Origin of the sequence: Massilia sp. R2A-15, from assembly GCF_030704305.1 — a bacterium.
Taxonomy (GTDB): domain Bacteria; phylum Pseudomonadota; class Gammaproteobacteria; order Burkholderiales; family Burkholderiaceae_D; genus JAFCUW01.
This window is the reverse complement of the sequence record NZ_CP131935.1, coordinates 1,844,551-1,866,138: the sequence shown is the minus strand read 5'-3', so window position 1 is coordinate 1,866,138 and position 21,588 is coordinate 1,844,551. Positions and strand designations below refer to the sequence as shown.

Annotated in this window: 23 protein-coding genes; 13 read left to right on the top strand and 10 right to left on the bottom strand. The window is 62.1% G+C overall.

Features of this window, described 5'->3' with window-relative positions; all coding sequences use genetic code 11:
• The first annotated feature begins 119 nt into the window (after positions 1 to 119).
• Both Q4S45_RS08525 and Q4S45_RS08520 read left to right on the top strand, forming a co-directional pair.
• A complete protein-coding gene (locus tag Q4S45_RS08525; RefSeq protein WP_305510942.1) occupies positions 120 to 677 on the top strand; it encodes a sensor histidine kinase KdpD in 558 nt (185 codons plus the stop codon).
• A 205-nt stretch (positions 678 to 882) separates the two neighbouring features.
• Positions 883 to 2,274 (top strand): porin, encoded by a 1,392-nt coding sequence (locus Q4S45_RS08520; RefSeq protein WP_305510941.1) that lies wholly within the window; start codon positions 883 to 885, stop codon positions 2,272 to 2,274.
• A gap of 139 nt (positions 2,275 to 2,413) precedes the next feature.
• On the opposite strand, the gene Q4S45_RS08515 is transcribed toward Q4S45_RS08520, so the two are convergent.
• Together Q4S45_RS08515 and Q4S45_RS08510 are read right to left on the bottom strand one after the other, a co-directional pair.
• Positions 2,414 to 2,791 (bottom strand): cupredoxin domain-containing protein, encoded by a 378-nt coding sequence (locus Q4S45_RS08515; protein WP_305510939.1) that lies wholly within the window; start codon positions 2,789 to 2,791, stop codon positions 2,414 to 2,416.
• A gap of 3 nt (positions 2,792 to 2,794) precedes the next feature.
• On the bottom strand, positions 2,795 to 3,673 hold the full coding sequence (locus Q4S45_RS08510) for a metallophosphoesterase (RefSeq protein WP_305510937.1): 879 nt from the start codon (positions 3,671 to 3,673) through the stop codon (positions 2,795 to 2,797).
• A gap of 199 nt (positions 3,674 to 3,872) precedes the next feature.
• On the opposite strand from Q4S45_RS08510, the gene Q4S45_RS08505 reads away from it, so the two are divergent.
• Both Q4S45_RS08505 and Q4S45_RS08500 read left to right on the top strand, forming a co-directional pair.
• Positions 3,873 to 4,424 (top strand): sigma-70 family RNA polymerase sigma factor, encoded by a 552-nt coding sequence (locus Q4S45_RS08505; RefSeq protein WP_305510936.1) that lies wholly within the window; start codon positions 3,873 to 3,875, stop codon positions 4,422 to 4,424.
• A 1-nt stretch (position 4,425) separates the two neighbouring features.
• The gene (locus Q4S45_RS08500) at positions 4,426 to 5,226 is read left to right on the top strand and encodes an anti-sigma factor (RefSeq protein ID WP_305510935.1); all 801 of its coding nucleotides are present in this window, start codon (positions 4,426 to 4,428) and stop codon (positions 5,224 to 5,226) included.
• A 49-nt stretch (positions 5,227 to 5,275) separates the two neighbouring features.
• Here the strand turns inward: Q4S45_RS08500 and Q4S45_RS08495 are convergent, their stop codons facing one another.
• Positions 5,276 to 6,676 (bottom strand): hypothetical protein, encoded by a 1,401-nt coding sequence (locus Q4S45_RS08495; RefSeq protein WP_305510933.1) that lies wholly within the window; start codon positions 6,674 to 6,676, stop codon positions 5,276 to 5,278.
• A 741-nt stretch (positions 6,677 to 7,417) separates the two neighbouring features.
• On the opposite strand from Q4S45_RS08495, the gene Q4S45_RS08490 reads away from it, so the two are divergent.
• The 4 genes from Q4S45_RS08490 (at position 7,418) to Q4S45_RS08475 (ending at position 11,278) form a co-directional block, all read left to right on the top strand.
• Entirely contained in the window at positions 7,418 to 8,395 is a 978-nt protein-coding gene (locus Q4S45_RS08490; RefSeq protein ID WP_305510931.1) for a DUF535 family protein, read from the top strand.
• Between the two features lie 43 nt (positions 8,396 to 8,438).
• Positions 8,439 to 9,134, top strand: a complete 696-nt coding sequence (locus Q4S45_RS08485; RefSeq protein WP_305510929.1) for a response regulator transcription factor — start codon at positions 8,439 to 8,441, stop codon at positions 9,132 to 9,134.
• Positions 9,127 to 10,512, top strand: coding sequence for a HAMP domain-containing sensor histidine kinase (locus Q4S45_RS08480; protein WP_305510928.1), 1,386 nt, complete (start codon positions 9,127 to 9,129; stop codon positions 10,510 to 10,512). Before Q4S45_RS08485 ends, Q4S45_RS08480 begins: the two co-directional genes overlap by 8 nt.
• An 82-nt stretch (positions 10,513 to 10,594) precedes the next feature.
• Complete coding sequence (locus tag Q4S45_RS08475) at positions 10,595 to 11,278, top strand: hypothetical protein (RefSeq protein ID WP_305510927.1); 684 nt, start codon at positions 10,595 to 10,597, stop codon at positions 11,276 to 11,278.
• A gap of 176 nt (positions 11,279 to 11,454) precedes the next feature.
• Here Q4S45_RS08475 and Q4S45_RS08470 read toward each other — a convergent pair whose 3' ends face one another.
• Positions 11,455 to 11,802, bottom strand: coding sequence for a hypothetical protein (locus Q4S45_RS08470; RefSeq protein ID WP_374046085.1), 348 nt, complete (start codon positions 11,800 to 11,802; stop codon positions 11,455 to 11,457).
• A 281-nt stretch (positions 11,803 to 12,083) separates the two neighbouring features.
• Here Q4S45_RS08470 and Q4S45_RS08465 point away from each other — a divergent pair, with 281 nt between their 5' ends.
• Together Q4S45_RS08465 and Q4S45_RS08460 are read left to right on the top strand one after the other, a co-directional pair.
• Entirely contained in the window at positions 12,084 to 12,335 is a 252-nt protein-coding gene (locus tag Q4S45_RS08465; RefSeq protein WP_305510925.1) for a hypothetical protein, read from the top strand.
• Positions 12,336 to 12,590: 255 nt separating this feature from the next.
• The gene (locus Q4S45_RS08460) at positions 12,591 to 13,127 is read left to right on the top strand and encodes a DUF3443 family protein (protein ID WP_374046084.1); all 537 of its coding nucleotides are present in this window, start codon (positions 12,591 to 12,593) and stop codon (positions 13,125 to 13,127) included.
• A gap of 105 nt (positions 13,128 to 13,232) precedes the next feature.
• Here the strand turns inward: Q4S45_RS08460 and Q4S45_RS08455 are convergent, their stop codons facing one another.
• Positions 13,233 to 13,784 (bottom strand): DUF3592 domain-containing protein, encoded by a 552-nt coding sequence (locus Q4S45_RS08455; protein ID WP_305510922.1) that lies wholly within the window; start codon positions 13,782 to 13,784, stop codon positions 13,233 to 13,235.
• Between the two features lie 512 nt (positions 13,785 to 14,296).
• Between Q4S45_RS08455 and Q4S45_RS08450 the strand changes: the two genes are divergently transcribed.
• The gene (locus tag Q4S45_RS08450; protein WP_305510920.1) at positions 14,297 to 14,647 is read left to right on the top strand and encodes a hypothetical protein; all 351 of its coding nucleotides are present in this window, start codon (positions 14,297 to 14,299) and stop codon (positions 14,645 to 14,647) included.
• Between the two features lie 85 nt (positions 14,648 to 14,732).
• Here the strand turns inward: Q4S45_RS08450 and Q4S45_RS08445 are convergent, their stop codons facing one another.
• Both Q4S45_RS08445 and Q4S45_RS08440 read right to left on the bottom strand, forming a co-directional pair.
• Positions 14,733 to 15,302: a DUF4337 domain-containing protein gene (locus Q4S45_RS08445; RefSeq protein WP_305510918.1), complete on the bottom strand. Its 570-nt coding sequence runs from the start codon at positions 15,300 to 15,302 to the stop codon at positions 14,733 to 14,735.
• Entirely contained in the window at positions 15,302 to 15,973 is a 672-nt protein-coding gene (locus Q4S45_RS08440; RefSeq protein ID WP_305510916.1) for a phosphatase PAP2 family protein, read from the bottom strand. The genes Q4S45_RS08445 and Q4S45_RS08440 overlap by 1 nt, the downstream gene beginning before the upstream one ends.
• 426 nt (positions 15,974 to 16,399) lie before the next feature.
• Between Q4S45_RS08440 and Q4S45_RS08435 the strand changes: the two genes are divergently transcribed.
• A complete protein-coding gene (locus Q4S45_RS08435) occupies positions 16,400 to 16,771 on the top strand; it encodes a hypothetical protein (protein WP_305510914.1) in 372 nt (123 codons plus the stop codon).
• A 99-nt stretch (positions 16,772 to 16,870) separates the two neighbouring features.
• Positions 16,871 to 17,191, top strand: a complete 321-nt coding sequence (locus tag Q4S45_RS08430) for a hypothetical protein (RefSeq protein WP_305510912.1) — start codon at positions 16,871 to 16,873, stop codon at positions 17,189 to 17,191.
• A 51-nt stretch (positions 17,192 to 17,242) separates the two neighbouring features.
• On the opposite strand, the gene Q4S45_RS08425 is transcribed toward Q4S45_RS08430, so the two are convergent.
• The 3 genes from Q4S45_RS08425 to Q4S45_RS08415 all read right to left on the bottom strand — a co-directional run bounded on the left by Q4S45_RS08425 (position 17,243) and on the right by Q4S45_RS08415 (position 21,407).
• The gene (locus tag Q4S45_RS08425; protein WP_305510910.1) at positions 17,243 to 18,853 is read right to left on the bottom strand and encodes an LssY C-terminal domain-containing protein; all 1,611 of its coding nucleotides are present in this window, start codon (positions 18,851 to 18,853) and stop codon (positions 17,243 to 17,245) included.
• Between the two features lie 223 nt (positions 18,854 to 19,076).
• Positions 19,077 to 20,789 (bottom strand): SulP family inorganic anion transporter, encoded by a 1,713-nt coding sequence (locus Q4S45_RS08420; protein WP_305510909.1) that lies wholly within the window; start codon positions 20,787 to 20,789, stop codon positions 19,077 to 19,079.
• On the bottom strand, positions 20,790 to 21,407 hold the full coding sequence (locus Q4S45_RS08415; protein WP_305510908.1) for a ParB-like protein: 618 nt from the start codon (positions 21,405 to 21,407) through the stop codon (positions 20,790 to 20,792). It abuts the gene before it with no gap.
• Positions 21,408 to 21,588: the final 181 nt, after the last annotated feature.

The window sequence follows — 21,588 nt, the reverse complement described above, 5'->3', positions numbered from 1 at the left end:
GGCCAGCTGATGGAAGGCATTCGCAATGTGTCGAACGCGATCGCCCTGACCCGCGCACACCGCTAACGCGCATCCGGGGCAAGCTGGACGATGCGCTGCGTAACGAGGCGTCGGTCGAGGTGCTCGGCGGCGCTGCGCTCGGCGCCATCGACGATATCGACGACCTGATTCGGCTGTTCGAGCGCCTGCTGCAAATCGCCGAAGTCGAATCCGGCGTCGGCATCCATTCGGCCGAACCGATCGATTTGCAACGCGTCGCCTTCGACATGGCCGACATGTTCGATGCCAGCGCTCAAATGGCGGATGTGCGACTGCACGCCGGACCGGGGCCGCCGGTGCCGGTGCTCGCCGACCGAAACCTGGTCGCCACGGCGATCGCCAGCCTGATCGACAACGCGATCAAGCACGCCGGCGCCGGCGCGACGGTCACCGTCAGCACCGCCCTGCACGCGACCGACGCATCGATCACTTTGCGCGATAAGGGCCCGGGCATACCTGCCGGCGAGCACGCCAAGGTGGTCCAGCGTTTCTATCGGCTCGACAAGAGCCGCGCCATTCCCGGCAACGGCCTGGGACTGTCGATTGTGCATGCGATTGCGACCGTGCACGGCGGCGAATTGCGACTTGAAGATACCGCATCAGGGCTGTCAGCGCGCATACGGCTGCCGCGCCACTGATTCCCCGCTTGTTGCAGGGAGCTCTCAACCACGGGCTTTCCTCAGTCTTGCCATCGCATTGCGCATTTGTAATTGCCTTTTCAGGAGAACCTAACTTGGGTCAAGAAAACGCGCGTTCGGCCCATCTATGATCGCGTTGCGGATACCGGCCGAGGCCGCGCACATCGAAAAAAGTTCGGCGATCACATAACAGGATGAGACAACAATGAAGATGACATCTATCGCGGTTTTGGTTTCGGCGATGTTCGGCATGGCGGCATCCGCCAGCGCCGCTACGTCGGACGAAGTCGCCACGCTGCAGCAACAGATGGCGGCGCTGCAGCAGCAAATGGTCGCGCTGCAAAATAAGCTCAACACCGTCGCCGCAACGCCCGCCCCTGCTCCCGCGCCGGCACCAAGTGGCGCGGCAGCGGAGCCGCTGACCGCCCATGTCGGCGGCGCCAGCGTCACCCTGTACGGCTTCGCCGACCTCTCCGCGGATGCGACCTCGAACGGCAAGGAGCACCTGAACCAGGTCTCGAGCAACCTGTCCTACCTCGGTGTGCGCGCTGAGAAAGACCTTGGCGGCAGCGGCCTGAAGGCCATCGCGCAGGTCGAGACGCTGGTCAACGTGTCTGGCACACCGACCGAGACCAGCGGGCTGGGATCGCGCAATTCCTATGTTGGCCTGGCCGGCTCGTTCGGTAAGATCATGCTCGGCAAGACCGATACGCCGTATAAGCGCGCCACCGCGATGATGGATCCGTTTGCCTCCAGCATTGGCGACTACAACACCATCATGGGCAACACTGGTGGCGACCTGCGCGCCGAATTCGACGCGCGCATTCCGCATGCAATTTTCTACGACTCGCCGAAATGGAGCGGTTTTTCGATCAATGCTCTGTATTCGCCGGGCCAGAAATACGCCAACCTTGCGGACTCGGACAAGTACGCATTCGCGCAGGGGGAAAAGGTCTGCTCGGGCGCCACGCCGGGCAGTTCGGGTTCGTTGCCCGATCCGGGATCGACGCTGTGCAACGATGGCGCCTTCACCAACGCCTACAGCATCGCCGGCGCCTACGAGCAAGGTCCGCTGCTGCTGACGCTAAGCTATGAACGCCATCAGGCGGTCGACCGCAGTTCCGACAATGGCGGTGTGGTGTCAAACGAAAGCGCGGCGAAGGCGGCTGTCTCGTTCCATGCGCGCGGCAACCGGCTTTCGGCTGTCTACGAAAAGTTCTACCGCAATGGCGGCGTGGCGCCGGGCCTGAACGAGCGCGCGCGCAGCGGCTATTACCTCAGCGATGTTCAGGACCTGGGAAATGGCCTCGATCTGATGGCCGCCTGGGCCCACGCCGGGCAGACTCCCGGCGGTCCCGACTTCGGCGCTGCCGACGACAAGGCCAATATGTACGCCGTCGGCATGAAGTATCACTACGACAAGCAGACCGCGCTGTATATGACCGGGGCGCTGCTCAAGCAGGGTGCGGGCGCACACTACGCCCTCGGTGCCGGTGGCCACGGAACAGCCATCGCGTCGCCGCGCAATGATGCTGGCGACAATATTCCGGGCCAGACCATCAAGGCGCTGAGCGCGGGCATGCAGTACGCGTTTTAATGGGAGACTTCCGAATCGGGTATTGCTAACCGTTCTGTAATGCATCGCGCAACAGAAAGCGGTGATAATCAAGCTGTTTTCCAAGAAGGGTGTTCTTATTGGCCGCGTCGATCAACGCGGCCTTTTTTTTTGATTGTCCTCACGGCGCGACCACGATGCTGCCATTCATTTCCTCGTGACCGCTCCCGCAAAAGTTATCGCATAAAAAGGTGAACCTTCCGGGCCGGTCAGGTCGGAGGCGTAATCGTACCGGCTGGCCGATCGCAAGGTCGGTTCGAATCCGCCATTCCGGAATGCTGAACCCGTGCACGAAGTCGAGCGCGGTCAGCTCGAGCACGACCGCTTCGCCCACCTTCAGTTCGATCAGGTCTGGGGCGAATCGAAATTTGCGCGCCTCAATCTTGATCACTCTTCCCGCCTCCTCCGGCGGCGCGGAATGGACGGCACCGGCCAGCATCAATCCAGCACACCATGTCAAAGGGACCTCAATCAAAAAGCGCCGTCTCGAGCCTTGCATGATTTATCCCCTCCCGATCGGGAATTCAGTCATTTGGTAGGCAGCAGGCCTCGCCAACGCGTCGACTTCGCGGAACCCGAGCCCCTTGTTGGGCATGGTCGGATCCCATGGCAGTGGCGTGCGTTTTTCCTGCGAGCCGGGCGCCGGCAAGGGAAAGATCAGTGACTTGGCCGAATGGTGCGCGATGTGACCGGTCATATGGTGGTTCTCCTGGTGAATGTGACCGTAGAACACCGTCACGTTCGGATAAGGCATCAACAAGGCGATCGCCTGCTCGCCGTCACGCGTCGCCCAATCCCACTTCGGCTCCAGGTCGAACAGCGGGCGATGGGTCAGGACGACGATGCGGGCATCCGGGCGCTGGGTGGCCAGGTCGGACTTCAGCCACGCCAGCTGCGGCTCGCCGACGCGCGCGCCCGGGTCGGACACATTGTCGAGGGCGATAAAGTGCACACCTTTGTGATCGAAGCTGTAATGCGTGGGCCCGAACAACTCCTGGAAAGCCGCTCCCTGGTCGAGCGAAGCGTCGTGTTCGCCAGGCAGAAAGTGCACCTGCTTGACGTTCAGGGCCGCGACGATTTCCTTGAACTGCGTCATGCGGCGGCGCCGCTCCACGGGATCGTCCGTGGTGTGCGTCAGATCACCGGTGAAGACGATAAAGTCCGGACGCACTTCAAGCCCGTTGACCTGCGCCACGGCCTGATGCAATGTGTGCGCTGCGTCGGGATTGGCAGGGCCTTTGTAGCCCCAGTGCGAATCGGACAGCTGCACGAAAAAGAAGTCGTCTCTGGGCGTTGCTGCCACCGTCTGGAACAAGCCCGACATGAAGACTGCCCCGCCGCCGACGACGCCCAATTTCAGAAAATTCCTTCGATCGATCATGATGTGCTCCGCGCCTCATCAGGCTCAGGTTCAATAATGGAGGCCGCTTCCATGCCATAATTGGGTCGGGCATATGGGGCGGATCTAACAGTCAGAACCCGAATTCGGGCACAAATATTCCCCGCCGCCGCGATTTTTTTCTGACGTTGCGGGAATAAGCGCGCCCCGCGCCGAGTCTCCTTTACCGGGAGCGACCACGATGGGTACGTTGATCGGAGACGACGGGAACGACGCGCAGGCGCGTTTCGAGGCCATTGCGATGCCGCACCTGGACGCCGCATATAACCTCGCGCGCTGGCTGACGCGCAACGAGCACGACGCCGAGGATCTGGTGCAGAGCGCCTACCTGCGGGCATTCCGTTTCGCCTCGAGCTTTCGTGGCGGCGATGCGCGCGCCTGGTTGCTCACCATTGTGCGCAACACTCACTACACCTCTTTGCGCGACGGCCGCGCCGAACGCAGTGCCGTCAGTTTCGACGAGGAACTGCACACGGATGCCGCTGGCCAGTCGGGCGACAACGACCCCGCCTGTATCGTCGGTCGCCGCAACGCGGCGCTTACCGTGAACGAAGCGCTGGAGCAATTGCCAACGGCTTTTCGCGAGATACTGGTGATGAAAGAATTGGACGACCTCACGTACAAACAGATCGCGCAGGTGGCCGATATACCGATCGGCACCGTGATGTCGCGCCTTGCACGCGCGCGCAAGATGCTGCTCGACTGTCTGCAGCACGGCGCAGCAGGAGATTGAGATGGAATGCAAACATTCCCAGGAATGGATGTCGGCTTACCTGGACGAGGAGCTGGAAGCATCGACGCGGGTCCAGGTCGAAATCCATCTGGCCGGTTGCGCACAGTGCGCGCAGACGCTGGCGCAGCTGCAGGCCCTGCGAACCAGGCTTGCAGGGCACGCGATGCGCTACGCCGCGCCCGCGCACATGCAAGAGCGAATCCACACAGCGATCCGGGCCCAGCGCCAGGACCGCCCGGTTCACACTGTCAAACCGTGGCGCTGGAACTGGCTCGCCGCAGGCGCGGCCGGTGTCGCCGCCACGGCACTGGTCCTGATCGCTGCATGGAACCTGCCCATCCGGCAGCGCGGCGATCTGCTCGCGCAGGAAGTCGCCGCAAGCCACATCCGCTCACTGATGCCGAATCACCTCGCCGATATCGTCTCCACCGACCAGCACACCGTCAAGCCCTGGTTCGCCGGCAAGCTCGATTTTTCGCCGCCGGTGATCGATTTGGCGCAGCAGGGATATCCCTTGATTGGAGGGCGCCTCGATTTCCTTGATCAGCGGCCGGTCGCATCGATCGTCTACCAATATCGGAAACATATTCTCAACCTGTATGTGTGGCCTGCGGCCGCGCCCGACATGGCGCCGCAGGCAAGCAGCCGACAAGGATTTCAGTTGCTGCGCTGGCGCCAGGGAGGCATGCAGTTTTTCGCAGTGTCGGACTTGAATCCGCAGCAGATGGGCGCGTTCTCGCTTGCGCTGCGCACCCGGCTCGACGCGTCGCCGGGGCAGCAAGCCACCGCGCAAACGCGTTAATTTTTGCGTTCGCCGCAGCGATTGTTCACGCCGCGGCGAATAAGCCGGATTATCGGTCGTCTCCATCGCGGCCCGCCGATGCGGCGACGACCGGTCGCACGGCGACCAGGGAGCCGCTCAGCACCCATGCTTTCTGGCTTGGCGCGAAGCGGGGTGCCAGGTAGCCGTCGTTAATCTCGCGCGTCACGGCGAAACGGTGGAAGGCGGTCGCCGGCAGGAACAGGCGCGTGTTATCGGCAAATCCGTCGCTCGCTGAATCGACATCGCCTTCGGCCGCGGAGATCACGCCGTCGTTGTTGCTGTCGATGCGTTTGACCTCGCTCGCGTACGCATCAAACAGCCGTTGCGGGAAGCCCACTCCCGGCTCGAACGAGGCCAGGCGTTCATAGGTGTCGAAATAGATCTCCTGCGCCAGGCCGCTCGGAATGAAGCGCTGACGGAATTCGCGCTGGCCATCGGCCGTGGCATCGAACTTGTCCGGATCGCGCGGCCCGGAGCCTTGCGCCAGGCCCGCATTGTTCGGATTGTCCCCATACCTGAGCGCGTTGTTCTTCACGCCCGCGGGACCCGATCCCGGAATCAAGGACGACAGCGCGCCTACGTTGCCAGCCTCGAACGTGCCCATGATGCCGCCTGTGAACGGCAATTCATAGAGCGGATGAATCCAGTTCGTCGTGTAGTTGAACTCCCAATAGCCGTGGCAGTCGGTCTGCTGCAGGCAATTGAATGCGCCCATGCTGAGCTGAATCGGCACGACGTTGGTTTGCCGATCCGGGAAGTGATCGGATGCGCTCGGCAGGCGAACGGCATGTCCGTCGGTGGTGAACGTCCTGCCCGGGATATTCTGGCCAGATCCCATCGCCGCCAGCTTCTCCGCATCTTCCCGGGTGATCGTTCCGAACTGCGCATGCCCGCCAGGCCGCGGCCGTGCGACGCCGGGGACGGTCAGATCGTGGATCATCCACCCTTCATACCAGCCGCTTTCGTTATTGATCACGAACAGGTTCGAAAGATCCGTGAACACGTCGATGAAGGCACGAACGCTGTTGGGATCGGTTGGCAATCCTGGTTTCGGTTCGACCACCACCCGCACAGAACCAATGGACGGCAAACCGCAATTGCCACCGGTCGCGGTCAGCATCGCCGTGTCGTTGGCCCCAGGCAGGCGGGCAGTGAAAGGGTTTGGTTCGAACCCGTTCGAATCGAGCAAATAATATTGAAACAGCTGGCTGGGTTTGTCCGCCTCCGCATAGGCTTGTATCGGCAGGAAGGTGTGCGGCCGACCTGCCATTCGCTGCAGCCGGTCCTGCAGCGGGTCGGGCAAGTTCTTCACGTCGCCGCGCGTACGCACGGCTTCCTGATCAGCGGCGGCATTCGGGTTCGCGTGGCATGGCGGCGGCGGTTGCTCGGCAAACGCCGCTTCAACGAGCACCCCATTAAGGCCCGCCATGGTGATTACGCCTAGTGTCCAACGACGAACAGCGTAGCGTCGGCCTGAATTGCATTTTCGGTCCATGATTGTTCTCCGATCTCCACAGTTTTCACGCTTCGTAGGAGGTGCCGACACCGCTTCGTTGTCACCCTTCGCCAACGGTATCGCACCGGATCGCCGCCATGCGTTGTTCACCGGATGCTGGATCAGCAATGCATGATCGGGGTAGGAGGTTAATAACCGGGGGCGCCGCAAGGTTCAATTTTGAGAGCGCCGGGCATCGCACCGGTCGTTCCTCGGTCCGACAATGCTGGTGCTTTTTGTCGGTGTCTACAGTGCCACCGCGTCGAAGCGCGAGGAGTACTGAAACGCCGCAGCGCGGCGCCACGCGTTGGTCAGGCGATCCCGTACGCAGTATCGGTTTGTAATTTAACATTTAGCAACACCTGTCGGGAAAATGCGACCGGTGACGCCGTAACCGAGAGTTAACCCGGTCGGGATACGACCTTCGGTATAGTTAAGCCTTGTCACCCTCGATAATTCTGCCGTGCCAAAAGCACGGCTTTTTTTTGTTGAAGCCAGGCGGCCGCGATCCCGCACCTGGTTTGTCGAGAAGATGCGAGCCACCCGCGGCTCGTTACATAGTCGCAATTACGGATCCACTTCCCAGAAAGATCCGTCTGCTACCATTTCCCCTACGTAGAATCGCCGGTTTGCGCCCAGCCCGTTGCGGTTCGCTCGCACGAAACATTAAAAACCATGAAGCTTCCTACCTCGCTGTCCCTGCCACTGTTTCGGCATCGCCGCGCCACTCTCAAAGACCAGTTCAAGCTGATTGCCGGCGCCCTGGTCTATCCGGCACAGACCTGGCGCTGGCGCGCCTTCCTCGCCAGCCACCCGTCGACGGCGCTCCTGGCGCTGCAGTATCCGCGCGTCCTGCACAAGATCTACCGGCCCTACCTGTCGCGCCATTTGCACTGCGCCGACCGGGTCGATGCGATGATCGGCCACTACCAGCACATTTCCCGGTTTGGGCTCGAAACCCTGATCGCGCGCGCCGCGGCGCGCCCTGTGACGCTGGCCGCGTTCGAGGGGAAGAACGGGACGCCCATGGAAGTGCGCTTGTCCGCAGCGAACGTCGGCCATCGCGAGGGCGAGCTGACGCTGCAACTGTTCTGCGAGGAGTCGTTCGTCTATGCGATCAGCTTCACGCTGTCCGCCGCTCTTGGTGCGGCCAGCATTCAGCTGGGTGCCCTGCAAGGCGTGCGCTCCGAAGAAGGAGCGCAGCTGATAAAGCTGGTGACCAAGGCACTGCACGGTTCGCGCCCAAAGAAATGGATGGTCGCGCTGCTGCGCGACATCGGCGACTACTTCGGCTGCAAGACGCTGCGCATGGTCAGCAACAGCAACCGCGTCACGATCAACTGGCGCCGCCATCGCCGCATCTCCTCCGACTATGACGCACTGTGGCAGGAGCTGCAGGCCGAACAGCGTGGCGACGGCGACTACGAAGTGTCCTGCGCGGCAGCGCCGACGGATGTCCCGGCCGATGTGCCGTCGCACAAGCGCGCCGAGGCGCGCCGGCGCAACGAGCTGCTCGCCGCGGTATGCGGACAAGTCAGGTCGGCGTTCGACCAGCGCCGCTTATCAACCATGCGGAGCAAACTCAGGCGCGCGCGATCCCCGGCAGAGGCGCCCGTCGCGCCCCTGCACGAGGGCCTGCGCGCCGCCGCCTGAAGTACCACGTCCCCAACCTTGCGGCCCCAAAGCGAGAACCTTTATGCAATGCCTGGTCATCGAAGATGAAGTCGAAACGTCGCGTTATATCTGCAAGGGGCTCAAGGAGGCCGGGTTCATGCCAATGGCAAGCCTTAACGCCGACGAAGGCCTGCACCGCGCCCTCAGTCATGGCTGGGACGTCATCATCGTCGACCGCATGCTGGCCGGATCGATCGACGGATTAAGCCTTGTCGAAACCTTGCGCGCACAGGGCAAGCGAACCCCGGTGATCATCCTCAGCGCGATGGCCAGCACCGATGAGCGCGTGGCCGGCCTCAGAAGCGGCGCCGACGATTACCTGACCAAGCCTTTTGGCTTCTCTGAACTGCTGGCCCGCATCGAGGTGCAACTGCGCCGTGGCAGCGCCGCGAATCAGAGCTCCCTGCTGCAGGTCGCCGATCTCACGCTCGATGTGCGCACCATGCGCGTTTCGCGCGGCGGCAAATCGATCCCATTGCAGCTGCGCGAATTCCGCCTGCTCGAGTTCTTGATGCGCAATGCAGGCCAGGTTGTCACCCGCACGATGCTGCTGGAAGGCGTATGGGAGTATCACTTCGATCCGCAGACCAATGTCATCGACGTCCAGATCAGCCGCTTGCGCACCAAGATCGACAAGGATTTCGGCCGCACGCTGATCCACACCGTGCGCGGCGTCGGATATCGCATGGCCGCAGATCCCGTCGATACCGATGCTTAGCCTGCGCGGCTCGATCGCAGCGCGCCTGCTGCTCAGCTACGGGCTGCTTGGCGTCATGTCGATGGTCGCGGTCGCCAATGTGTTCTATTTCGGCACCATCGGCGTGCTCGACAAGAACATCGATGACGGCATTCAGACCCAAGCGCAGCGATTCGCCGGCCGCGCGGCCGCCGCGTCGCCTCAATTGCTGGCCGAGGAGGTGCGGCGCCAGCTCAACGACGGCATCGACAGCGACCGCGAGATCTATTTGCTGCTCGATTCCTCCGGCTCGCCGCTGGCGGGAAATGTGGCGAAATGGGCGGCAATCGACAGCTCCCCCGCCGGCATCTTCAGCCGCGACGTGGTGCGTAACGGCGCGCCCTCGCACGCGCGCCTGCTGGTCACATCGTTGCCCCTTGGGGGCACACTGGTGATCGGCTACGATCTCGGCGAACGCAGCGCGCTTCGCAATATGGTTGGTCGCTCGCTTGCCGAAGGCACCGCCCTGTCGCTCGTGTTCACGGTGATTGGGGCCCTCCTGTTCCGGCGCCAGATTGCGCGCCGTATTGGCGATATCCGGCGCGCCGCAAACGAGGTTGGTGATGGCGACCTGAAGCGCCGTATCCCGGTCTCGGGCACCGACGAATTCGCGCTGCTCAATCGCGACATCAACACCATGCTCGACCGGATCGGCCAATTGATGGACGGCATTCGCAACGTGTCGAACGCAATTGCCCATGACCTGCGCACACCGCTCACCCGCATTCGCGGCAAGCTCGATGACGCGCTGCGGCACGAGCGGTCCGTCGAGGTGCTGGCCGGCGCCGCGCAGGGGGCGATCGAAGACATCGATGAGCTTATTCGCCTGTTCGAGCGCCTGCTGCAAATTGCCGAAGTCGAGTCGGGCATGAACGTGCATGCGGACGAATCAATCGACCTGCAACGGATCGCCTCCGACATCGCCGATCTGTTCGACGCCACCGCGGAAGCGGAGCGCGTGCGCCTGTCGGTCGCGCCCGGCGCGCCGGTCCTCGTGCACGCGGATCGCAACCTGATCGCCAACGCCATCGCGAGCCTGATCGACAACGCCATCAAGCATGCCGGCCCGAACACCACTGTCAGCCTCAGCACTGCAATGACTGCGCGCGGCGCTTCCATTACCGTGCGCGACGACGGTCCGGGAATACCCGCCGGCGAACATGGCAAGGTGATCGAGCGCTTCTATCGCCTCGACAAAAGCCGCGCCATTCCTGGTAACGGCCTGGGCCTGTCGATTGTCCAGGCGATTGCCACCGCGCATGGCGGCGAGCTCAGCCTCAGCGACGCAGATCCAGGCCTGGCCGCACGGATTGACCTGCCGCGCGAGACCTCCATGGCAGCCACGACGCGCGCCAGATAAACCTCTGCCGGGGCGCGACCCGAAAATTCGCACATTCTCAATTAACAACGAACCAGAACTATTCAGCCAAAGGAGGGAGCAAATGAATACATTGGAGAAGGACTATGTTGTTTCCTATTTGACGTTGCGGCAGATGATCGGCTGGGCTGGCTTGCTGATGCCACTGGTGGTGCGCGGTGGCGGCTTGTTGTTCGAGGACATCGCCAGCAATGAATCGATCAGTGCATATTACTACACCGACATGCGCGATATTTTCGTATCCACGCTGGTACTGGTGGGCGCCCTTCTGGCATGTTACAGAACACCGCAACTGCGCGACAACCTCGCCTCTACAGCAGCCGGAATCGCTGCAATCGGAATCGGTCTGTTCCCCATGAACCCCTCCTATGCGGCAGAACTCATCGCCCAGCACCCCCATCTCACCAGCGCCGACTGCTATTCCATTCACGGCGTGCTCGGGTACCATTTTATATTTGTGGCCACCTTCTTCGCGCTCTCGTTTTACCTGGTCTATTTCCGATTCGCCGCCAACACGCCTGTGCATCCGGGGCGCAACAAGCTCATGCGTAACCGGATTTACAAGCTGTGCGGCCTCGTCATGCTGCTGGCGTTTGCGGCGATCGGCTGGATTGCCTTGGTGGCGCGCGGCGCATCCATTTTCTGGCCCGAGTCGGGCGCGGTGGGCGCCTTTGCGATCGCCTGGCTGGTCAAAGGGCAGACTGTATTGAAAGATACGCATTCTCCCCAAGTCGCCGCGCCGATGTAGGCCCATTGGCAGGCACAGCTCGAAACCGCGCGGCCGCTGGCGTGCCGGACCAACCTCGGCTGCGCCGCGCAAATCAGCGTTCGGACCAATTCGATACGCCTGGTGGCCCGACGAGCATCGCCGCCTGGTTGGGCACGGCCCGCGACGGGCGGGCCGTGTCACGCATTCAGAATGGCTTATTTGCCGATCTCCTTGCTGACCGCGTTTTCCTGCTGGTTCAGCGTCTTTTGTTCGAGCTTGGTGATGTGGCCACCGTTTTGGCTGGCCATCGCGCGCTCTTCCTGGCGAATCTGACGGTCCTTCCTGCGCAGACCGGCGGCCTGCGCCTTGGTCAAGTCGCCCTCCTTCACTTCGGCGCGAATGCGCTTGTTCTGATTCGCCAGGCGGTCGTTCACCTGGTCGCGGCGCGGGTGATGCTTTTCCCATTTGGTCTCGGCAGCGAAAGCGCTTCCTGCCACGCTCGCCATGACGGCGACCAGGGTGGACAGGACGAGTGCTTTATTGACGCGGTTCGAATTTTTCATCTTGGGTCTCCAGACTGTTGAGTTGATCGGATTGATCGGTGTGACAAGCTATCAACGCTGCTGCAGCGCGCCGCGACGACTTCGAACCTGTATCAATCGTAAGAAATTGCAACACGGAAATTTATCTTGTTGCCCCGGTCTTCGATGTCGGATTGATGGCGTTGACAATAACGCCATGTCCGTAGTCGTCTTCTGATAGCGAACTAACAGACGCCGGCCGGCACCCGCGCCATAGTGCCGATATGGCGCTACGCGTCCCACCACATTTATCGAGGTCCATCATGAAATTGAAATTTCTCTCCGCGTCTTTGTTACTCGCCCTTTTCGCTTCCGCAGGAATGGCCAACGCAGGCTGCGGTAAGGGTGCGCTGGTCGGCGGTGTCGCCGGCCACGTGGCAGGCAAACACGGCCTGGTAGGCGCCGCTGCTGGGTGCGCCATCGGCAGTCACATGAGCAAGAAGAAAGCGAAGGAGCAAGCAGCACAGCAGCCTGCGGCGGCGCCGGTCGCCGCGCCAGCGCCAGCGAGGAAATAGCCTTCGCATCGCGCCGGAGCATCGTCGACGACCTGTCGGCGTGACGTCGCTGCGCCGTAAGGCGCTGGAGTGACTCGCTTTTCGGCAAGGAAGAGCGCAATGGGCTGACTCAGCGGGCGCCATGCCCGCAGTTGCGGCGCGCTACGCTTGCGGGCGAAAAACTATGTAAGAGTGCCGACACGACTTGCGTCTTGTCGCGCCGGTCAAGCCGCGCTCGGCCTGCCAGAGCTGGCTCCGTCCCCGGGTGCTTCCACGATGGAATGTGCCCAGTTCATCAGCGGCTACACTTGGGGTGGCATAGTCCATGCCTACGTCAAGCAGGGCGGCGCAGTGGCCCCGGCGCAGTCGATCCAGCTGGCAGGATTTGCGCGAGCCGGCGCCCCGCCCGTTCCTGCAGATTGCACCAGCATCGGAACCAATATCGGCACGGTTGTCGCTCTCGACGCGAATGGCGTCCTCGGCGTCGGTCTGCTGCATGAGGATTGTGGCAACGCCAGCGCCACGAGCGCCATCAGCGGCACATACTACGCTTGCACCGGATCGACCTGCGCGGCGACCCAGGTCAGCAATCCCGTATTCGTCTTCGCGACGGACAACAATGGCATCGTGTTGACCTTGCCCGCCGTTGCCGCGGACGGCGCCAAATCCCTGAGCGGCACGCTGACGTTTGGCATTGGCACGCAAACCGACAACAGGATCGCCAGCGAGGTCCAATACGCCGCGGACTCTTCCGGCAATTTCACCACGACGGATTCGAAGGTAACCAGGGTGGTCCGTATGGGGCTTTACTAGTCGTATGACGCACGGATGCCGAGAGGACGTCAGTTCAAACCAAGGCGAGCGCGCCAACCCATCCGCGCCGCTATGCAATGCACTAGGGGCTTGCGTGAGGTTGGCTCATTCAGTTTCGAGTTGCGCAGACGGCGCCCGGCGTTGCGATGGTCGAAATAGCAGGCTTGGCCGAAACACAGTTGCCCATATAAACCACGAAGAAAAAGCGACACCCGCAATCGCGAGCAGCACGCCCACCCACGTGTCGGGAAGAACGCCTGGGGCGGTCAACACAGAATCAGTTGAATCCGAAGGGTTCACATGGACTGTGACTGCTGCGCCAAGTTGGAAATTCTTTGTGACTGATCGCGCACCAGAATATGAGCCGCATCCGTTGCCATACGCCACACGATCACCCCTGAAAGTCGTTCCATCAATCACGTAGGAATATTTCACGACTGGGTAATATGACGAACCCTTGCCGCAACCGCGAACAGGTTCTGATTCGATCACTATTCCCTCGACAGTCGGCCAACTGCCAGCCGCATTCGCAGCCGCATAGTCGAGTCCGAAATGAACTAGCCCAAAAATGGAAAGCGCGCCGATAAACGTGCAAAAGATCAGAAGATAGACCCTTTGAAATACACCGGGATTCGCTTGCTGTGCTTCTTTTTCCATGGTCTTGGTATCGAGTTTGCATTACATCAGCAGACACAGTCGCGAAAAAAAATATCCGATATTCAGCTGAGCAACCAGTCGCCAGGACCATTGGTCGGCGCTGACCCAACCGATAGCATTTATTCAACTGTATCCCAAATCAAGATGACTCGTCCAGAACATCGGGGTTTCTTCTTTTTCTAAAGAGTCACTGCGTTGAGGGCGATGCTCGCTCCACTAACTCTGGTCGGACTAGCCGCTGGCGTCGGGCCATTGCAAAGCCGCAGCGTCACCGCCATCAGAAAAAAAAGCCGCCTGCTCGCGGCCGTGTTCGATGGCCGGTCCACGACCGCATGCGCGTACCGCCCCCCTCAACAGCGAAACACACACGCGTTGCCTGGTCATCGAAGACGAATTTGAAACTTCCCTCTATATTCGCAATGGCATGAGGAGGTGGGGTATTCTGCGGTCGCATGCCGCGCCAACCCCGACCGGCTGCACCCGCGCCAGACTGTCAACGGGACTTCATCATCGTGGACCGGATGCCGGGCGGGTCGAGCGACGGCTTGGCTTTGGTCGAGCAACTGCGCGCATACAGCAATCAAACACCGGTGATCGTGCTCGGCGACCTGGCCGATACGAACGGTCGCGCCACCGGACCGCGACGCGGCGCTGCCGACTGCATCTCCGAAGCTGTCAGCTTGTCCGAATTGCTTTCCCGCGTCGAGGCGTTGGAGCACGGCGCCCGTGCGTCCCCTGGCAAACGGGCGCGCGAAGTTCAGATCATCCTTTACGCACCAGAGTCGATAGCGAGTTCGGCGCACCATTGGTGCACACGGTGCGCGGTGTGGGTCAGTGCCTCGCCGCGAAACGATCACCCTTGAATACCCGGCAGTCGCCATATCGCAATTTCGTCCTTCCCGTTGAAGGGGCCCGGTTTCATTATCGAGTGGATGTTCGTGCGAGCGCTCAGAAAAACGTCGCGAGAGCGATCGCCAATCCCACCGCCGCAGTTCCTACCGCCCCCCATAACAGCCAGCGGCGGCGAGTCAGTACCGTGATTGCGGCCAGCGCGATCGCGATCTGCAAGAACGTGAGCGCCAGCGCCAGCCTTTCGTGCGGACGCAATTTCGCTTCGGACTCTTCGCCCAATTTGCGCGACTCCGCCTGCAGCTTGAGCGCTTCTGCCTGCACCGCCGCCTTTTCCTTGTCCTGCTTCGACTTGTCGTCGAGGAATCGCTGCTTTACTAACTGGTCGGGCGCGAGCGCGCCGACCGCGTCATCCAGATGCCCTTTTACCGATTTCGCCTGGTAATAGGACCATTGGTCGCTCGCTTCAGCCTGTTTCAGAATGCTCTGATTTTTGAGGAACATCGCCTCGTTCTGCGCACTTCCACTCTGATAGCTGATCAGCGCGGCGACGGTGGCCAGCACGGCCGTCATTAGTGAAACTTTCTGTGCCAGGCCGTCCCGCTCCTTCTCGACCAGATCCTCCACGTGGTGTTCGTGCGGACTCGGCACTTCATAGTCATCATCCATTATTTTTCTCCATTTGCACGAAATTCGACGGCCAGCGGCGGTGCGCGCTTCCATGTCTGCGGCGCGCGGCGCCACCCCTGCCTGATGAACGGACGGTCCTGTCCAGACAAATACAATGCCGATGCGATCATCCAGCGCTGGGTCGGAGCGGGCCTCATCATCGATGCCGCCGCCAGCGCTAGCAGGCAGGCGACCACCAAGGGCCGGCGCATCTCCAGCTGCTGCGGCGCCGCCAAGGACCGCACCACCAACGCACTCGCAGCCGCTCCAATCAGCATGGCACCCACGACTTCCGCTACCGAATGCGCGTGCAGCTTGACCCGGGCCACTGCCACGCACGCCGCGACAATCAATCCAGACAAAAGACCGCACCAACGCAGGGGACGTGAGCGGCGGTGCAACGCCGACACGAAAGTGGCGGGCAGCACTGCGGCGGCCAGCGCGGCGTGTCCGCTGAAGCCAGTGAAATCCAGTGACCGGATGCCGACGCCCCACCCTAAGAAGGCGATCTTGCTGGCGGCCGTAAGGCATACAAGGCCGAGGATCGAACCGCACCACCACCGCAGCGTATGCCAGTTGCCGCTCGCAGCAAGTCCGCATCCGAGCGCCGTTGCGATAGGGATCATCACATTGAACGAACCGATACGGCTGATGAGCATCCAGCCGCTCATGCGCGGGCGTCGCCCGTCGTCCCCTGACTATGGGTATTGCTACATAATCGAATCAGTGACACGGTCAAAATCACACACCTGGAATTGAGTTGCATTACATTGCAGTTAGCGATCGGAGCGCGCAAGCAGCGCCTGTCGCTCTGTCGGCGGACCAGAAGCATCCGAGGCGAGCTACACGGAAGAGTACTGCATCGCACCCATTTTCTTGAGTTCATGGCCAGAATTTAATCTGTGCCCCCTGGCGCGGCAATCATCCTATCCCTGTAGTGCCGCATCGGAATCATGTCGAAAATTTAATCCGGGAGCGCGTTCGCGCCTGCTGTATTTCCCGTGCCGGCTGCTATTCTGAAATTCGAACCGCGCTACGAAAGAACGGAGGAATATCATGGATTCCGCTTCGGGAACAGGGCGCGACGTGCCCTTCGCTTGCGCCAGTTCGGCATCGCCTTGATGTGCGCCGCGGGTACATTGCCCGCATTCCAAGCGTTGGCGGACGGCGCCACGCACAATCACCGGCCACACGTCTTGATCGCCGATCAGTCTAACAATCGCGTGATCGAGGTCGATCCCGCCACCCACCAGGTGGTCTGGCAGTTCGGCACGGGCTCCGACGAGCCGGGCCCGAACAGCGTCGTCGGCGTCAACGACGCCGAAGGGGTCGGGCGATTCACGCTGATATCCGGTACCGCCATCCCGACGGGTTCCCCGCCCCTACCGGGCTGCTCGAATCCAGTCAACGGCTGCCCGGACAACCAAGTGATGCTGGTCAGCCATCGGGCCAGGATCGCATGTCAGTAAGGGCAGGCCGGCGTCAGCGGCGCGGGCTTCCACCAGCGCAACACACCGGTGCACGCCGTCGTGCTGTCGGAGTTTCAGCGACGTCGCGGACTGCATGTGATGATTACCGACCAGGCCAACGAGCGCGTGATCGTGGTGGATCGTTCTTGCCGCATCGTGTGGCAGTACACCCTCATTAGCGACCAGTTCAATCAGCGCGTGATCGAGGTAGACCACGCAAGACAAATCGTGCTCCAGCAGAGCGCCCTCAACATGGCCGGGGCCGGATTCAACCAACTGAACGGTCCCTGCGATGGCAAGAAGATCGGCGACTTACCGGGATCACGACGCCGGTCGATCCCGAGGCCGACGATGCGCGATGAGCGCCCCATGATGCCAGGTCATGCCACTGTTGCGGCAGGGCGGTCGGAGGTCCGATGAACGGCCGCGCGGGAAAGCAGAGGTTCCGGGTTGCATCAGCGCTGAGACGGCTCACGGCATCCTCATCACTACGGCATTGCCATCGGTCCAGAAGGGGTCGCCGGCCGCATTCTTATTGCGCTGCGGCCCCGCAATAGCAAGCATGCCGTCGCGGGTGGCGCCGACTTTGCCGAGCTCGCCCGCAACAAAGGCGCGCTCGTGGTCGATTGCGGGGTCGATGCGGTGCGTCGGCAGGTGCAGCGGCTTTGAAAGTTCCATGCCCACGTCGAAGCTGGCAGTAGCGACCCAGACCGGGCGGCAGTCCGGGTTCAGACAGGCGTCCGTGCGCCACACCCGCGCATGATGTCGCCGCCGAATCGTGGGCGCCCCGAGGTCGGGCTTTTCAAAGGTATAGCTCTGCGGCTGGTTCATGAAGAAGGCCGGCGTCGCCGGGCCGCTCGGATCGGGATCGTTGCGCAAGGCTGCAATCCCCTCCTTCAGCAGGAGCACGGGCGTCGGCGGATCCGCGCGGGTCCAACCGGCGTGTGCGAATGCCTCGTTGAGCTGGTCGGCCGATCCGACCAGCACCATCGATACCGGTTCCATTCGTCCACCGGTCAGGTCCTCGGACCATGGCGACAACGCGGCGGGAAGCGCACTGCTGAGACTTTCGAGCGCCTTGTTTGGTGCGGGCGAAGCGCCAGGCAGCAGTGTCGTGCGACCGTACAACACCATAGGCGCGATCAAGGTCAACACCAGCGCCCCATAGCCGGCGACACGTGCCGCACCCCTGCCCTCTGGCAGCTGAAAGGTGTCGAGCCAGGCAATCGGCTTTGCGTAGTAAAAGAAAAACAGTGCACTCAGCACCATCAGCGCCACCGCGAGACTGCCGAGCAGATCGGACGGCCAGTGCACGCCGAGATACAGCCGGGACAAACCGATCAGCCCCACCAGGATCATCAGCAAGGGCGCAGCCACGGCGCGCATTCCATCGCGCAATCGCCCGCCCAGCAACAAGCCGGCAATCCATCCGTAGACCACCACAGCAGTCAGGAAATGCCCCGATGGAAAACTCGCTTCGTGCGCAGTGACAATTGCATCGCTCGGCCGCGGACTGTGGACGAGCGCCTTCAGCACGACGGAAATGAGCGAGGACGCGCCGATTGCCAGCACGAAGCTGGCGGCCAGTCGCGCCTTCTTGCGCGAAAGTGCCAGCAGCGCGAAACCGCAGCACAGAAGCGCTAACGTGACAGGGCTGCCCAATTCGGTGATGAACAACATGAATCGAGTGATGTCGCTTGTCCGAAACAGCGGAACCGCATTATGCAGTCGAAGATCAAGGATCGCCAGCGGATCGCCCGACGCGAGTCCGCGCAGTACCCGCAGCAACGCCCAAGCGCCAATGCCGATCAGGAGCAGTGTCACTGTGGCCGGCAGCCCGAAGGGGTCGCGCAGAGTCAGCCGATGCAGCAGCGCGCGGGTCGCACGTGGAAAATGCATGCGCAGGGCGTCCAAGCCGCCGCGGCGGGCCAGCCACCGCGCGAGCGGGTCGACTTCAGGGGCGATCCGCCGCCATAACTGACGTTCGTGCTCAAGGAACAGCAACACCAAGTAGAGCAACCCCGCCGGAAATAAGAACAGCAGGCAGAAGAGTACGAAATAGAAGATGAAGGCTGGGAGCATCGATCGCTTCGCATATCGCTGGAATCTGCAGCAGCGCGACCAGGCGCGCGGGGGCCGCAGCGAAAGTACTTCGTTTATTCGCCTGGATGGGTCCATGCGCAAGTGCCATGATCCGCGCCCGCGCCAGCCATGTCTGTTCGAGAATTAACGCTGAGTCCTCGCCGCTGGCAAGGCATCGTCCTCGGCCGTGTCCAGCACAGGGCGCTCGAAAGCGCTTGCGGTATCAGGGTTTCGCGCTTGCTTCGGACGCGGACATCCCACTCCGCCGGGCTCGCGCCGAGAGCAAGCCTTGCGCCGCGCTCACAGCATCATCGACGCTCAGGTCGCCGAGGGCGGTCTCCGCCAATCCAGGAATATGCGCCCGGCCAAGCAGCGATAACACAGGAGGCTTGAGCCGGGCGAACAGCACTAGCTTTTGCTCGGCAACGAGGGCGGCGCAAAAATCTCTGATCGCTTCAAAACTCGAACTGTCCAGATCGGGTGATTCTTCGAGGCTGAGGATGACCGCCAGCGCGTCCTCGCCGGCGGCCGTGACCTGGCGCCGCGCTTCCGCCATGATCCGGTCGGCGTTGGCGAAGAACAAGCCGGTATCCGGACGCAGAATGAGAATCCCGTGCACCGGCTCGGCTTGCGGATAGACGATCCTGCTGACGAAATCGTGTCCATCGCCGAGCCGGGCGAGAACGGTGACGGATGACTCCGACAGCCTGCGCAGCAGCATCACCAGGCTGACAGCCACTGCCGCCAGCAAGCCATCCAAAATCCCAAACACCAGCACGGCCATCACGGCCGCGGCCACCACCAGTCGGTCGCGATGGAGCGCAAAGACGGGACGGAACACGGCTGGATGCAAGGTGTGACTGACCGCGTGGATGACGATCGCCGCCAGCACCGGTTCCGGCGTCAGCGCTATGAGCGGCAGCATCGTAAGGACGATGACGAGGAGCGCCGCTGCGGCGCACCAGCCGGCCCACCGCGACGAGGCGCCGGCTGCCTCGTTAGCTGAAGTGGCCGAATAGCCAGCCCCTGACGGCATGCCATGAAACATACCGGACACGAGGTTGGCGACGCCGATGGCGAGCAGGTCACGGTTGGGTGCGACGGCGTCGCCATGTTTCATCGCCAAACTGCGAATGGAACTGTACGATTCCGCATACAGGATCATGACCATTGCCAGACTGAGCTCGCCCACGCGCAGCCATTGGACATAGGACAGCGCCGGCACGGTGGGAACCGCCAGGTCCAGATGAATGGTCCCGACCAAACCGATGCCGTATTGCGACAGCTGCAGCCATTGGCCAGCGCCCACGCCGCATGCGATCACCAGCAGCCCGCCGGGCAGGCGCGGCACGCGCGCAAGGAAGAACAACAGTGCCAGTGCACCAACGGCGACGCCGAGCGCGGGCCAGTTCCAGACCCGCGCCTGGCCAACCAGATCGATAACGAAGCGGATCATGTCGCTGCGCGCCGGATGCACGCCGACCACATTGGCAAGCTGTTTGAGAATGATGACGATGGCCAGGCCAAATGCAAAGCCGCGCAACACCGGCTTCGCGATGAAATCGGACACGTTGCCGATTTTGGCCGCCCCCGCCAGGACGAAAAACAGGCCGGTTAGCATCACCATCGCGACGGCGACAGTCAGCCTGAGCGCATTGGCGCCATTGCTCATGGTGGCCGACGCCGCAGCCAGCACCGCCGCCGATGAAGAGGTCGCAGAGACGATCGCAAAACGGCTGGTACCGAGCACCCCGTAGCAAACCAGTCCCGCGAACAGGGCGATCACCCCCGCCTGGGGCGCCAGATTGGCAATGCTGGAATAGGCCACCGCCTCCGGCAGCAGCAAGCCCGCCAGCGACAGCCCGGCGATCAGGTCAGGCCAGGCGGGCGCCGCGAACCTCGCGCGCCTGCCAGGCACCGCTTGCGAGTCCGGCATCTATGCCTTCTCCGCCACGCCGCACCATCCGGGTAAATAGCGCGCCTCCTGGGCGCCGGCGATCTTGATTGCCCTGTGCAAGGCCGCCGGAAAATCGTGGTCGAGCAGCTTGCGCCCTATGCGTGCGCGAAAGAAGTCGGCCCACAGGAATTCGCTGAATGGCGTGACGTCCTTTGAAAAGCCGCCCGCCTGCCGCACCTCGCCCGCCAGGCTCCGGTAGGGATCGTCGTGCATCGCCGTAAGCCGGCCAGGTATCGCATCGAATCCGCAGCGCTGGCCCTGACTGTCGTAGGGGTGGACCCATTGGTGATGATCCATCACGTTCCAGAAGTGCGGCAATCCCAGCCAGGAGAGGTCCGTCAGCAGCATCAGGCTGACCGTCTTAACGTCCTCCTCCAGCAAGGCCAGGCCAAAATGGTGATGGTCGACGATGTAAAAGCGCTCGCCCGGGCCGGCGACGGCGGGAAACCAATGGCTGGACAAGGCGGCAATGCGCGCTTTGCGGCCCATCGCCCCCCAGTGCTTGCGCTTGAGGGCGACCTCTCGCTTGCCGACCGTGATCTGGGTCGGGTGCAGCTTTTCGAGCCTGGTGTGAATCAATTGCGGGTGAGCGTGCATCACTTGTCTCCTGCAGAAGGGCTTGTACCGCGTACGCGCGACGCGCGAATTCTCCGGGCGAGGCACCGCTAATTGCGACACGCCTCGATAGCGTCAGCACGTGCCCAGATGGGCGAACCAGGATGGGTCGTGCATGCCGGTATTCTGACGGAACGGTAATGCCTATGCGCGGAGAAACCAT

Bases quoted from the DNA above. Each gene is read 5' to 3' on its own strand.
- Q4S45_RS08520 (WP_305510941.1), top strand. From the start codon at position 883: ATGAAGATGACATCTATCGCGGTTTTGGTTTCGGCGATGTTCGGCATG.
- Q4S45_RS08510 (WP_305510937.1), bottom strand. From the start codon at position 3,673: ATGATCGATCGAAGGAATTTTCTGAAATTGGGCGTCGTCGGCGGCGGG.
- Q4S45_RS08430 (WP_305510912.1), top strand. From the start codon at position 16,871: ATGATTACCGACCAGGCCAACGAGCGCGTGATCGTGGTGGATCGTTCT.
- Q4S45_RS08420 (WP_305510909.1), bottom strand. From the start codon at position 20,789: ATGCCGGACTCGCAAGCGGTGCCTGGCAGGCGCGCGAGGTTCGCGGCG.
- Q4S45_RS08440 (WP_305510916.1), bottom strand. From the start codon at position 15,973: ATGAGCGGCTGGATGCTCATCAGCCGTATCGGTTCGTTCAATGTGATG.
- Q4S45_RS08495 (WP_305510933.1), bottom strand. From the start codon at position 6,676: ATGGCGGGCCTTAATGGGGTGCTCGTTGAAGCGGCGTTTGCCGAGCAA.
- Q4S45_RS08515 (WP_305510939.1), bottom strand. From the start codon at position 2,791: ATGCAAGGCTCGAGACGGCGCTTTTTGATTGAGGTCCCTTTGACATGG.
- Q4S45_RS08460 (WP_374046084.1), top strand. From the start codon at position 12,591: ATGGAATGTGCCCAGTTCATCAGCGGCTACACTTGGGGTGGCATAGTC.
- Q4S45_RS08505 (WP_305510936.1), top strand. From the start codon at position 3,873: ATGGGTACGTTGATCGGAGACGACGGGAACGACGCGCAGGCGCGTTTC.
- Q4S45_RS08425 (WP_305510910.1), bottom strand. From the start codon at position 18,853: ATGCTCCCAGCCTTCATCTTCTATTTCGTACTCTTCTGCCTGCTGTTC.
- Q4S45_RS08500 (WP_305510935.1), top strand. From the start codon at position 4,426: ATGGAATGCAAACATTCCCAGGAATGGATGTCGGCTTACCTGGACGAG.
- Q4S45_RS08415 (WP_305510908.1), bottom strand. From the start codon at position 21,407: ATGCACGCTCACCCGCAATTGATTCACACCAGGCTCGAAAAGCTGCAC.
- Q4S45_RS08490 (WP_305510931.1), top strand. From the start codon at position 7,418: ATGAAGCTTCCTACCTCGCTGTCCCTGCCACTGTTTCGGCATCGCCGC.
- Q4S45_RS08485 (WP_305510929.1), top strand. From the start codon at position 8,439: ATGCAATGCCTGGTCATCGAAGATGAAGTCGAAACGTCGCGTTATATC.
- Q4S45_RS08445 (WP_305510918.1), bottom strand. From the start codon at position 15,302: ATGGATGATGACTATGAAGTGCCGAGTCCGCACGAACACCACGTGGAG.
- Q4S45_RS08465 (WP_305510925.1), top strand. From the start codon at position 12,084: ATGAAATTGAAATTTCTCTCCGCGTCTTTGTTACTCGCCCTTTTCGCT.
- Q4S45_RS08455 (WP_305510922.1), bottom strand. From the start codon at position 13,784: ATGGAAAAAGAAGCACAGCAAGCGAATCCCGGTGTATTTCAAAGGGTC.
- Q4S45_RS08480 (WP_305510928.1), top strand. From the start codon at position 9,127: ATGCTTAGCCTGCGCGGCTCGATCGCAGCGCGCCTGCTGCTCAGCTAC.
- Q4S45_RS08475 (WP_305510927.1), top strand. From the start codon at position 10,595: ATGAATACATTGGAGAAGGACTATGTTGTTTCCTATTTGACGTTGCGG.
- Q4S45_RS08470 (WP_374046085.1), bottom strand. From the start codon at position 11,802: ATGAAAAATTCGAACCGCGTCAATAAAGCACTCGTCCTGTCCACCCTG.